Annotated in this window: 9 protein-coding genes; 1 reads left to right on the forward strand and 8 read right to left on the reverse strand. The window is 63.9% G+C overall.

Annotation, left to right across the window (positions count from 1 at the left end):
• The 3 genes from HYH07_RS12765 to HYH07_RS12775 form a co-directional block, all read right to left on the reverse strand.
• Positions 1-1,011 carry a branched-chain amino acid ABC transporter permease gene (locus HYH07_RS12765; protein ID WP_220002817.1) on the reverse strand — a complete coding sequence of 337 codons (1,011 nt, stop codon included), beginning with the start codon at positions 1,009-1,011 and terminating at the stop codon, positions 1-3.
• 196 nt (positions 1,012-1,207) lie between these two features.
• Positions 1,208-2,035 carry an AraC family transcriptional regulator gene (locus HYH07_RS12770; protein ID WP_220002818.1) on the reverse strand — a complete coding sequence of 276 codons (828 nt, stop codon included), beginning with the start codon at positions 2,033-2,035 and terminating at the stop codon, positions 1,208-1,210.
• A 129-nt stretch (positions 2,036-2,164) separates the two neighbouring features.
• The gene (locus HYH07_RS12775; protein ID WP_220002819.1) at positions 2,165-3,415 is read right to left on the reverse strand and encodes an ABC transporter substrate-binding protein; all 1,251 of its coding nucleotides are present in this window, start codon (positions 3,413-3,415) and stop codon (positions 2,165-2,167) included.
• Positions 3,416-3,809: 394 nt separating this feature from the next.
• On the opposite strand from HYH07_RS12775, the gene HYH07_RS12780 reads away from it, so the two are divergent.
• Positions 3,810-5,969, forward strand: a complete 2,160-nt coding sequence (locus tag HYH07_RS12780) for an exonuclease domain-containing protein (protein WP_220002820.1) — start codon at positions 3,810-3,812, stop codon at positions 5,967-5,969.
• Between the two features lie 24 nt (positions 5,970-5,993).
• On the opposite strand, the gene dinB is transcribed toward HYH07_RS12780, so the two are convergent.
• The 5 genes from dinB to HYH07_RS12805 all read right to left on the reverse strand — a co-directional run bounded on the left by dinB (position 5,994) and on the right by HYH07_RS12805 (position 12,321).
• The gene (gene dinB / locus HYH07_RS12785) at positions 5,994-7,094 is read right to left on the reverse strand and encodes a DNA polymerase IV (protein WP_220002821.1); all 1,101 of its coding nucleotides are present in this window, start codon (positions 7,092-7,094) and stop codon (positions 5,994-5,996) included.
• 58 nt (positions 7,095-7,152) lie between these two features.
• The gene (locus HYH07_RS12790) at positions 7,153-8,199 is read right to left on the reverse strand and encodes an ABC transporter ATP-binding protein (RefSeq protein ID WP_220002822.1); all 1,047 of its coding nucleotides are present in this window, start codon (positions 8,197-8,199) and stop codon (positions 7,153-7,155) included.
• Between the two features lie 8 nt (positions 8,200-8,207).
• Positions 8,208-10,388 (reverse strand): iron ABC transporter permease, encoded by a 2,181-nt coding sequence (locus HYH07_RS12795; protein WP_220002823.1) that lies wholly within the window; start codon positions 10,386-10,388, stop codon positions 8,208-8,210.
• A gap of 22 nt (positions 10,389-10,410) precedes the next feature.
• Positions 10,411-11,445: an ABC transporter substrate-binding protein gene (locus tag HYH07_RS12800; protein ID WP_220002824.1), complete on the reverse strand. Its 1,035-nt coding sequence runs from the start codon at positions 11,443-11,445 to the stop codon at positions 10,411-10,413.
• A gap of 93 nt (positions 11,446-11,538) precedes the next feature.
• Complete coding sequence (locus tag HYH07_RS12805) at positions 11,539-12,321, reverse strand: inositol monophosphatase family protein (RefSeq protein WP_220002825.1); 783 nt, start codon at positions 12,319-12,321, stop codon at positions 11,539-11,541.
• Positions 12,322-12,323: the final 2 nt, after the last annotated feature.

Here is a 12,323-nt window from a genome sequence, read left to right on the forward strand (position 1 = left end):
TCAGCGCCTCGCCAGCAGGCCTTGCGGCCGAAGCGCCAGCACCAGCACCATGATCAGGAAGGTCACGACGATGGCGTAGGTCGGGATGTAGACCGAGCCGAGCTGCTCGGCGAGGCCGATGATCAGCGCGCCGAGCGCGGCGCCGGGAATCGAGCCCATCCCGCCGACGATCACAACGACGAGGGAAGCGAGCAGAAAGCGGATGTCCTCGCCGGGCGAGAGCGATTGGAAGGTGCCGCCGACGACGCCCGCGATACCGGCGAGCCCCGCGCCGAGCGCGAACACGAGCACGAAGACGATCTGGATGCGCACGCCGGTCGCTGCAAGGATGTCGCGATCGTCGACGCCGGCGCGGATGATCATGCCGATCCGGGTGCGGTTGAGCGCGAGCCACATCGCGATGCCGATGATGACGGAGGCCAGGAAGATCACGAGCCGCACCAGCGGATAGCGCAAGTAAACCGGCTCGCCGGAGGATTTCAGTGCGGTGATCAGCGGCAGCTCGACCGGACCGATCAGCCAGTTCGGGGTCTGGATCTGGTAGAAGTCGCCGCCGCAGGCCCACAGCATCAGGTCGGCGAACACGATCGAGAGTCCGATCGTCACCATGGTCTGGCGCAGATCCTGGCCCTCCATGCGGCGGAACACGAGCACCTGGAGCAGGACGCCAACCAGCGCCGTCAGGACGAAGGCGACGATGAAGGCGAGGATCCACGACCCGGTCGAGGCGCTGATGGCGTAGCCGACATAGCCGCCGAACAGATAGAGCGAGCCGTGCGCAAGGTTGACGTTGCGCATCAGGCCGAAGATCAGCGTGAAGCCGCTGGCGACAAGGAAATAGAGACCGCCGAGCGTGATGCCGTTGAAGACCGCGTTGAGGAACACGCGCTTGCGGCCGATCGCATCTTCAAGCCCCGGCGGCCACACCGCAAAGATCAGCCACAGCACGACTGCGACCGCGATGATGACGATCAGCGCCCAGGCCGGATGACGCTCGACAAAGCGGGTCATGGCGTCTCCTCGCTCCGCTTGCGACGGGCGCCACTACACTTCTTATGCAGGTCGGACAGCCCTGTGCAGGCTGCGTACCGCGCCATGGATTTGCGTCCTCCCGGGACATGCGATCCTCTTGCCGGGATCGCGTTCCGTCCATCCTAGTGGGGCGGAGAGAGAGGCATTTGATCGTGAGTATCTTTTCGCGCGTTCGTCAGCCGCGCAAAACCTTGGCCGCGCGGCGATAATCGGTCGGCGCCATCCCGACATTGGCGGCGAAGAAGCGGGTGAAGCCGCTCTGCGAGGAGAAGCCGAGATCGAAGCCGATATCGGCGATCGGGACCTCGCTTTCCACCAGCGCCTCCAGCGCCTGCTCCATCATCAACGTGTTGAGATAAAGGTGCGGCGTGACGCCGGTCTGGGTGCGGAACAGCCGGTAGAAATGCGGCCGCGACAGGCCGGACTCGCGTGCGATGGTGTCGAGCTCGATCTCCGCGCCGGGGCTCTCCGACATCATCTTGATGCACTTGCGGACGCGAAAATCGGTGATGGAACCGTTCGCGCGCAGATCGGGCGCGGTCTCGGCCTGCTGCCAGCTTTCGTCGTAGCAGATATCGATTAGCCGTCGCAGCTCGCCATCGAGGCTGTTGAGCGAGGGTGCGCCGCACACAAGGGCTGCGGCGTGTCTGATGTGCTTGTCCAGTGCGGGCGATCGCGCGAACTGGGTGCGGCCGAAACGGAGACGGTCGGCGCCGGGCACATCGGGCGCGAACCATTCCGGATTGACATAGAGCACGAAGAAGACGGCGCCGCCGTCGAGGTCCGTGGGCAGGAAATTATGCGGTTCCCATGGATTCACCGCGACGACAGAGCCTTCGGTGAGGTCGTAGCGTCCGTCGTTGACATCGATGCATGCGGAACGCCCGCCCACATGGAAGATCAAGTGACCTTCGCGATGCGCGTGGATATTGAAGGGGCGGTTCAACTGATAAACCGTCGCCCGACCAAAACGGCCGTGGAAGACGGCGAGCGCCCGGCTCATGCCTTCCCTCCCAGAAGCTTTTGCTTTTTTGATAGGGTTCAACAACCGGGGAGAGAATGCAAGAGCGTGCATGTCGCGCGCTCTGCAAATCTCTCCCCGATCAGTCATTACGTCGCTGATGCGACTACGTCAGTACTTCTTACATTCCGGTACTGTACGACTGGGCAAACCGATCTTGGCGAACACGGCAGGGTCATAGCCCAGCGTCTGGTTCACGTTCGGGATCACCTTCACGACCTTCGAGAACAGCGCACCCTTGCCGTCATCGACCACTTCGGTGACGAAGTTGGTGCCGATCGCCTGGCGGTTGGAGTCGAGCTTGATCTTGCCGTTGGGCGCATCGAGCTCGATCTTGGCGAGCGCAGCCTTGTACTTCGACTGGTTGTCGCTGAGATCGCCATTGACCTGACGCAATGCCAGGATCAGCGCCATGGTCGAGCCGTAATAGTTGGTGGCAAGCAGCGACGGGCTCGGGAAGCGCTTGTTCGGCGGGAAGGCGTCCTGATAGTCCTTCACGAACTTCTGCCAACCCGGATCCTCCCAGGTGTCGGCCTGGCCGCTGGCGGCCAGCGTGCCGATCAGCGCGTTCTTGGCATTGCCCTTGGACGACAGGATGGTCTGGTCGATCATGATCGAGCCGCCCATCAGATGCGCCTTGCCGCCGGCCTGCTGGTACTGGTTGAGGAAGTTGACGGCGTCGCCGCCGCCGAGGCCGAGATAGATGGCATCGACGTCGTCAGGCAGCGCCGCGATAACCGACGCAAAATCCTTGGTGCCGAGCGGCACCCATTGCCGGTTGGTGACCTGTCCACCCGCGCCGCAAAATTCGAGCACGAGGCCGAACACCTGGGTGTAGATGAAGGAGTAGTCCTCGCCGACCGTTGCGATCTTGCGATAACCCTTGGTGTCATAGGCGTACTTGCCGAGGCCGACCTGCCATTGCGCGCCGTCCATGTTGTAGCGGAAGAAATTCGGGGCCGGATCGACATAAGTCGTTTCCTGCGCGCCGGAGGCTGCGTTGATGAAGGTCAGCTCCGGATGGGTCTTCGCGAAGTTCTTGACCGCGATGCCCTCGTCGCCGGAGAGCGGCGACAGCAGGATCTGCACCTTGTCCTGCTCGATCAGCTTGCGCACGGCGCGCACAGCCGAGTCCGGTGTGGCGTCGGTCGAAGCGATGACGAATTCGAGTTCCTTGTCGCCGACCTTCTTGCCGAGCACGTTCAGTGCGGTCTGGAAGCCACGGATGCCGTCCTCGCCGAGCACGGTGTAGGTGCCTTCGAGGGTCGCGGTGACGCCGACCTTGATCTTCTCCTGCGCGAAGGCGGTGCCTGACATCAGCAGGCTGCTCAACGCAATCAGTCCTAGACTGCCTTTCAACATTGCTCTCCTCCCTGGTCGTTCTTGTCGCTGTTTTTCACCGCACCTCACGCGTCCGCCGCGCCGTGCGACGTTCTTGCAAGGCCATCGGGTCTTCGACGATTTCTTGGAATGAAGGCTAACCGAACTCGGATACGGCGCACCGGTCGGCGCCACGCGCGGCTTAACGGGCAGTCTCATTTTGAATGGTGCGTCGCAAATCGTTCCGCGGTGCAATAGGCGCCTTCGCGCGCCCTGGTTGTCACCGAAACCCGGCATCGGGACAGCGCGGGTCGCGAAGTTCCGAGCTTGACACTGCCGGGCGAAAAGAACAGAAGTCGAACATGAACGCGAAGGAATCACGGGGAACTTCGACCGGAGCGGGATCGCGCTGCGCTGCGCCGAGGGCTGCGCGCGGATGACGCTGCCTGTCCTGCCGGTCTACTATTATCACGACCACTTCACGGAGATGCTGAGCTTCGTTTGCGAGACCTACGGTCCGGTGCTGGCCGAGAGGCATCACGGCTTTGTCGCTCGCTTCTCGTCGCTGTCGAAGGACGCCCAGTGCCTGTTCATCCGGATGGTCAACCGCAACGGCACGGTCTTCAATCCCTCCACCTTCAAATACGCCGAGATCGCCGACCCCTTCGGCGCGCTGGGGGAGCTTGGCGTTGCCGGTTATGTTCGAGGCCTGACCGAACAGGACTACGCTGCGTTCCTGGCGTGCCTTGCAAAGCCTGATCTGTTCGACGGCGCGAAGGCGGCCGGCATGAGCGACGTCAGGGCCTCGTGGCCCAAGGCCAAGCTGTCGGAGTATTGCCTCGCCAATCTGTCGTTCGGCACGGCATTCCGGCACTGCGGTGGAGAGGCCTTCATCGCGCTCGCTGACACCGAACCGCTCGAGTTCCTGCTCTATCTCTATTTCGGCAAGACAGAGAACAACCTGAAGAATTTCGCGCTGCGCGATCTCGGCATCCTGCGCACCAACGGCCAGGCGGATTTCAGCGCGCGGTTTGCCGATGCGGACGAGGCGAGGGCCTGCTTCCACTATGCGCGCCTGCTCCGCCAGCTCGAGGCCAAATCCGACGAGGTGTATCGCAGGTCCGTTGCCGACATTCTCGGTGGTCCTGCCTGCCCGACGGATTACGCCCTCGATCTGCGCAGCCGCGCAGCCCACAAAGCGGGTCTGCACTTCGAGAAGAAGGGTGAGGCCGCGCTCGCGGTGCAGCTCTATCGTGCCGGCGCTTCGGCCGAATGCAATGAGCGCCTCGCCCGGCTGCTTTATGCGGAGGGCGACAAGGACGCCGCGGAGGACCTGCTACGGCGCATGATCGATGATCCCGCCAGCGATGACGAATGCGTCTTTGCGAGCGACTTCTATGCCCGGAAGTTCGATGGGCGCCGGACGGGACTCTGCACCGAGCTGTTGCGGGCAGGACGAACGCTCCGGGTCGACGACACCTGGCGCGGCAGCCCGGAGGCCGGGATCGCCGGCGTTCTGCGCCGGCAGGGCCTTGAGGTCTTCCACGCCGAAAACACACTCTGGCACTGCCTGTTCGGCTTGCTGTTCTGGGATGAGCTGTTCGAATCCGGACAGCTGCACAGCGGCTTCGATTGGATGCCGCACTGCCTGAAGGACAGAACCTTTGCCCGGATGTTCGCGTCTCAGATCGACGCGAAGTTGGCGGCCGTCGCCGCGAGCTCAGCGCTGCCCCAGATCCTGCGGATCGTTGCTGCGAAAAGGGGCAAGCCGAACGGCGTGTTCGCCTGGGACCATGTCGATATGGACGCGCTCCGCGCGTTGCTTGCGGGGGCCAGTGCTGACGGCCTCGCAGCGATCCTTCGCCTGATGTGCGAGGACTATCGCGCGATGCGCGATGGCTTCCCCGATCTCATGCTTGTGGCTGATGGCGTCGTCTCGTTCATGGAAGTGAAGGCCGAGGGCGACGTCATCAGGCGCAACCAGCTGACGCGGCTTCGCCAGCTCGGCAACGCGGGAATCCCTTCGGAGATCGGCCGCGCCGATTTCCGTTTCGATCCGGACCAGGACTATGTCGTCGTGGACATCGAGACCACCGGCGGCTGGACCGGCGGGGATCGCATCACTGAAATCGGCGCCGTCAAGATCCGCAATCACGAGGTCGTGGCGGAGTGGCATTCGCTGATCAACCCGCAACGGTCGATCCCGGCCAAGATCGTCGCGTTGACCGGCATCAGCAATGAGATGGTGCGGGGTGCGCCATTGTTCGCGGAAGTCGCTGATAGCTTCATGCAGTTCATGGCTGACGGCGTCTTCGTCGCTCACAATGTCAATTTCGACTACGGCTTCATCGCCGCGGAATACGAGCGCCTCGAACGCCGTTTCCGCTTTCCAAAGCTCTGCACCTGCGCGAGCATGCGCCGGCACTATCCCGGCCACAAATCCTACGGGCTCGGCAAGCTCACAAGGGCCTACAATATCGAGCTGAAGGACCATCACCGCGCGCTGTGCGATGCCCGCGCGGCCGCCCATCTCCTCAATTTGATCAATGCGAAGCGCGACGAGGTCGGGAGCAGGGCGGAAGAGATCGCGGCCTGATCGTTCGAATCCCCGGCGTCTGGATCAAATTTCGAACGTCAGTTGCGGCGCCGCATCGTCGCCGACCTGGAGCGATGACAGCGAGACTCCCAGGAGCCTGACGCGCTTCGGCAGGGGCATCTCCGCCTCGAGCAGGCCGCAGGCGAGGCGCTCCAACTCCTCCCGGCCTACGACCGGCGCAGCCACGGACCTGCTGCGCGTGATGATCTCGAAGTCGGCAAACTTGATCTTCAAGGTCACGGTCCGGCCCCGGCTGCCTGATGTCTCGCAATGGCGCCAGACCTTGTCGACGAGGGGGCGAAGCTCGATGACCAGCGTCTCGAACTCGGCAAGGTCAGCCGAGAACGTGGTCTCCGCGCCGATCGACTTGCGGATCCGGTTGGCCCGCACCGGCCGTTCGTCGACGCCGCGCGAGATCCAGTAATAATAGGCGCCCGACTTGCCGAAATTCGCGTTCATGAATTCAAGCGTCTGGTTGCGGATGTCGAGGCCGGTGAACAGGCCGAGCGCATTCATCTTTGCACTCGTTGCCGGTCCGATCCCGTGGAACTTGCCGACCGGCAGCGTCTCCACGAAGGCGGGCCCCATCTCGGGCGAGATCACGAACTGCCCGTTGGGCTTGCGATGATCGGAGGCGAGCTTTGCCAGGAACTTGTTGTAGGAGATGCCCGCCGACGCATTGAGGCCGGTCTCGGCCTTGATCTTCTCGCGGATCCGCAGCGCCACGTCACGGGCAAGCGGGATGCCTTGCAGGTTTTCCGTCACGTCGAGATAGGCCTCGTCAAGCGACAGCGGCTCGATGATCTCGGTGTGCTCGGCAAAAATCTCGCGAATCTGCCGGCTGATCGCCTTGTACACCTCAAAGCGGGGCTTTACGAAAATCAGGTCGGGACATTGCCGCTTCGCGGTGACCGACGGCATCGCGGAACGAACGCCGAATTTGCGCGCTTCATAGCTCGCGGCAGCGACCACGCCGCGCTCGGCCGAGCCACCGACCGCGACGGGCTTGCCGCGCAGCTCGGGATTGTCACGCTGTTCCACGGATGCGTAGAAGGCATCCATGTCGATATGGATGATCTTGCGAACGCGTGTTGGGTTGTCGTCCGCGGCGTCGGAATAGCTCATGCCTGGATGATACAATCGGGCCGCGGGAATCGCGAGCGAGTATGCGGATTCGAGCCCGTCAGCGAACGAGAGCGATATTTTGCTGGACGAATGACAGCTTGATCGCCGCGCCTTCAGCCGGGATCTCATCGGTTTGGCGGCTGACGACGAAAAGCTCGCCGATCGGCGTCGAGACGATCATCTCGACGTGATCGCCGAGGTAAGAGGATTTCCTGACGGTTCCTGCAAGGCCATCGCCGAACATGATGCCGTGGGGCCGGATGGCCGCTTTTGCCGGCCCAGGCGTGAGGCCGCGCGCGGCAAGCGTCAGGCGGAGAGGTCCCAGCATGACCTGCGCTTGCCCATCATGCACCGCCTCGATCGTCACCTCCACGAGATTGGCATCGCCGATGAAATCAGCGACGAAGCTGTTCGCCGGGACCTCATAAAGCTCGCGGGGCGAGCCCTGCTGCGCGATCTTTGCATTCGACATCACGATGATGCGGTCGGAGACGGCGAGGGCCTCCTCCTGGTCATGCGTGACATAAGCGACGGTGAGCTTCAGCGACTGCTGGAGCTCGCGGATCTCCTGCCGCACCCGGCGCCTGAGCTTGGCATCGAGGTTGGAGAGCGGCTCGTCGAAGAGCAGCACCTGCGGCTCCAGCACGAGGGCGCGCGCCACGGCGACACGCTGCTGCTGACCGCCGGACAGCTCGGCCGGGTAGCGTTTCTCAAAGCCCTTGAGCCCGACCAAAGCGAGCTTCTCCAGCGCCATCGCCTCGGCCCGCGCCTTTCCCAGCCCCTTCACCGTCGGTCCATATGCCGCGTTCTCCAGCACGTTCATATGCGGAAACAGCGCGTAGGACTGGAACACCATGCTGACGTCGCGGTCCGCGGCCGACAGCCGTGTCACGTCCTTGCCGCCAATCAGGATCTGCCCGTCGCTCGCGATTTCGAGGCCGGCGATCATGCGCAAGGTCGTGGTCTTGCCGCAGCCGGAGGGGCCGAGCAGCGTCACGAGCTCGCCCGCGTGGATTCTGAAGCTGACATCGTCCACGGCCGTCACATTGCCGTAGCGCATGCTGACATGTCTGAATTCGACGGAGGCGGGGCCTGATTTGGGCATGGCAAGTCCTATCTGGCCGGCTCGGCGGCCGAAGCCACCAGCGTGACGGGCCTGCGGCCAAGCTTGCGCTCGCCGACCCCGAACTGAATGAGTGCGATGCCCGCGGCCATGACGGCGATTAGCACCGAGGAGTATGCGATGGCGAGGCCGAACTCGCCGGCCTCGACCCGTCCGACGATGTAGGCGGTGGCGAGATTGTATTCGGCCGACACCAGAAAGATCACGGCACTGACCGAGGTGATGCTGCGCACGAAGCTGTAGATCAGCGCCGCGACAAGCGCGGGCTTGAGCAACGGCAGCACCACACGGCGCAGCGTCGTGAAGCTGCGCGCGCGCAAAGTCGTCGAGGCCTCGTCGAGGCTCTTGTCGATCTGGGCCAGTCCCGCAATGCCCGAGCGTATGCCGACGGGCATGTTGCGGAAGACGAAGGCGAGCACGAGGATGAGGCCGGTCCCGGTGATCTCGATCGGCGGCACGTTGAAGGTGAGGATATAGGCGACGCCGAGCACGGTGCCGGGAATGGCGAAGCTCAGCATGGTCGTGAACTCGAGCAGCTGCCGGCCGACGAAGCGTTGCCGCGTGAGCAGATAGGCGGTGAGCAGGCCGATCAGCGCCGTCAGTGGTGCCGAGATCGCAGCCACTTTCAGCGTCGTGAACAAAGAGGGCCAGGCTGCGCCCTCGAAGAATAAGCCGTGGCTGAAATCGACGGCGAAGCCAGTGCGGTAATGCTCCAGCGTCGGCGTATGATCGCGGCCCATCGTCTTGACGAAGCCGCCGATCAGGATCACCGCGTAGATCACCGCCGTCAGGACGACCCAGGGTACGATCACCGCGGCGGAGAGCACGGTGACGGAGGTGGGCAGCTTCGCCGGAATGCCGGCATCGCCCTTGCCGGAGACCGTGGTGTAGCTCTTGCCGCCGAGCCAGCTCTGCTGCAGCCAGAACGCACCGAGCGTGAAGACGAGCAGCACGATCGCGAGCACTGCGGCCAGACCCTGGTTATGGGCGGCGCCGACCACGGCAAAGAAGATCTTGGTCGAAAGCACTTCGAAATTGCCGCCGAGCACGAGCGGGTTGCCGAAATCGGCCAGGCTCTCGACGAAGCCGAGCAGAAAGGCGTTGGCGAGCCCCGGTCGCAGCAGCGGCCAGGTCACGGAGCGGAACGTCTGCCAATGCCTGGCACCAAGCGTCTGGGACGCCTCTTCGAGGCTCGGTGCGATGCCCTGGACCACGCCCATCAGCACGAGGAAGGCGATCGGCGCGAAGGCCAGTACCTGCGCCAGCAGCACGCCCGGCAAGCCGTAGATCCAGCGCGAGCGTGGGATGCCGAACCATTCGGACATCAGGCCGGTGACGACGCCGGAACGGCCGAACAGCAGGATGAGCGCAAGGCCGATGACGAAGGGCGGTGTGATGATCGGCAGCACCGTCATCGCGCGCATCAGCCGCTTGCCTGGCATCGCCGTGCGCAACACCAGCAGCGCGCAGGCGAGGCCCAGCAGCGTGGTGATGAGGCCGGTCAGCACGCCGAGGATCAGAGTATTCCAGGCGACGCCGCAGGCGATACCGCCGCCGACGCATCCCAGTCCCCAGATCGTCGAGGAGAGCAGGCGGCCTGCGAATTCGCCCAGCGCCCAGCTGCCGTTGGCGTCGACCAGCGCACTGCGCAGGATCGTCGCCACCGGCAGGAAGATGAAGAGGCCGATCAGCAGCACCACGACACCGATGGTGGACGTAGTGAAGAGATCGCCCCGGCAGAACCCGCGATAGGCGAGGCCGTGGCAGAGCAGCAAGAGGAGCGAGAACAGCGTCAGCAGCGCGCCGAAACCCATGCCTGGCTGCGCGGCGCCTGCGCCGCCCAGCAACGCGGCGAGCCACGGCATGCCCTGACCGGGCAGCGTGATCGCAAAGCCTTGTGCGAAGAACGCGACCAGGCCGAGCAGCCCGGCGACGATCAACGCGGGCCCACTAAGGGTGGTCTCGGCACGGACGGCGAGGAGCGTCGCCGCAAGGAGCGCGATGCCGATCGGCCACAGCCATGGCGCTGCGCCTGATGTCGCAAGCACGAGCGCGGTGCCGGCCCGCCCGAACGGATAGCCTGCAAGGTCCCAACCTTCCGGCAGGTACCAGGGCACGAGCATGTAGCCCAACCAGCCGAGCAGGAGAGCAAGCCGTGTCGAAGGGCGCATCCGATATCTCCGCAGCCGACGGCTATTTCGGCAGCGCCTTGACCTCCTTGTCCCACTTTGTCAGCAGCCGCGAGCGCTCCGCTGACGAGCCGTATTTGACGAAATCGTAGTTGATCAGCTTCATCTCGCTCATCTTCGGCGCCTGCGGCGGCACCGGAGCGTTCTTGTTGGACGGCACCTGATACGACTTCGCGGGGGCGGCGAGGGCCTGTGCGGCGGGGCTCAGCGCCCAATCGTAGAACTTCTTGGCGTTCTCCAGATTGCGTGCGCCCTTGACGATGGACATCGAGCCGATCTCGTAGCCTGTGCCTTCGCACGGCGCGACGGCCTTGATCGGGTCGCCCTGGACCGCGAACACGAGGGCATCATGGATGAAGACGATGCCGACGGCGGTCTCGCCGAGGCTCGCAGCCTTGGCCGGTGCTGCGCCTGATTTGGTGTACTGGCTGACATTCTTGTGCAGGGCCTTGAGATAATCGAAGCCCTTGTCCTCGCCCATCAGCTGCACGACCGTGGCAAGCAGGGTATAGGCGGTGCCGGACGAGTTCGGGTCGGCGACCTGCACGTCATCCCTGAGCTTGGGATTGAGTAGGTCGGCCCAGCATTTCGGCTCCGGAATGCCCTTGGCCTTGATCTGCTCGGTGTTGTAGCCGAAGCCGAGCGCGCCGGCATAGATGCCGATCGAGCGCTGCTTCGCCGCTTTCCACTGGTTCAGCGCCCAGTCGTGCAGTTCCTTGTTGGCCGGGGATTCGTATTCGAGCGTCAGCCCCTCATCGGCGGCCTGAAGATGCGGGTCGCCGGTGCCGCCCCACCAGATGTCGGCGCGGGGGTTCGAGGCCTCGGCCCTGAGCTGCGCATAGGTTTCGCCGGCGGATTTCCGCGTCATCGAAACCTTGATGCCGGTCTCCTTCTCGAAGGTGGTGGACATCGCGCGGCACCATTCCTCCTGCACGCCGCAATACATGACGAGCGCCCCCTCGGCCGACGCCGAGGCTGCGCCCGCGGCCAGGATACCGGCGCTGAACAGCGCCCTGACAACAAGGGATTTCCAAACCATGGTCCACCTCCCCAGAACGAGAACTTGATATTCTCTGTCATTGGCTGTGACGGTGGCGTCTCTTCAGTTCCAAAGCAATAACTATTAAGTCGACTAGGAAATCCCGGTGATGTCGCTGAGCTGCGATGCCAGCCCCGGCGTGCAGCACAGGATCGGGTTGCCCTTGCTGATGCCGTCACGGGCGAAGAAGTCGTTGACCCAGCCGCCGGCCTCGCGGGCGATCACAATGCCGGCGGCGACGTCCCAGGCGTTGATGTGCAACTCGGCATAGGCATCGGTGCGGGCGTTCGCCACATGGCAGAGGCCCAAAGCGCCGGAGCCTGAGCGCTTCATCGCGCCGCCAGCGGCATAAACGCGGCCGATCATGTCGACATAGTGCTGCGAGGGCACACGGGGCGACCAGCCCAGTTCGACATAGGCGCGTCCGATATCGTCGACGCCGGAGACGGTGATTTTTTGCCCGTTCAGCGTGGCGCCCTGGCCGCGTTGCGCGACATAGAGCTCATCCAGCGCCGGTGCCGCGACGATCCCGATCGTCGGTTCGCGGTTCACAAGGAAGCCAACGGAGATGCACCAGGTGCGATCGCCATGGGCGAAGTTCGCGGTACCGTCGATCGGGTCGATGATCCAGACCGCATCGCTGGCCTCGCCGCCGCCTTCCTCGCCGATCACAGAGTCGCCGGGGAAAAGCTCAGCCAGCCGCGCCCGCAGAAAATCCTCGACCGCGCCGTCGGCGACGGTGAGCCAATCCTGAGCGCCCTTCATCGTGATGCCGAGGCTTTCCTTGCGACTGAAATAGCCGAGCGCAATGCGGCCCGCCTCGGCGACGAGGCCTTGAACGGCATAGCGGCGCAGCATGAGTTCGGCCGGCGTCATGC

It is taken from the genome of Bradyrhizobium sp. BR 10261, assembly GCF_019455395.1.
GTDB lineage: Bacteria > Pseudomonadota > Alphaproteobacteria > Rhizobiales > Xanthobacteraceae > Bradyrhizobium > Bradyrhizobium manausense.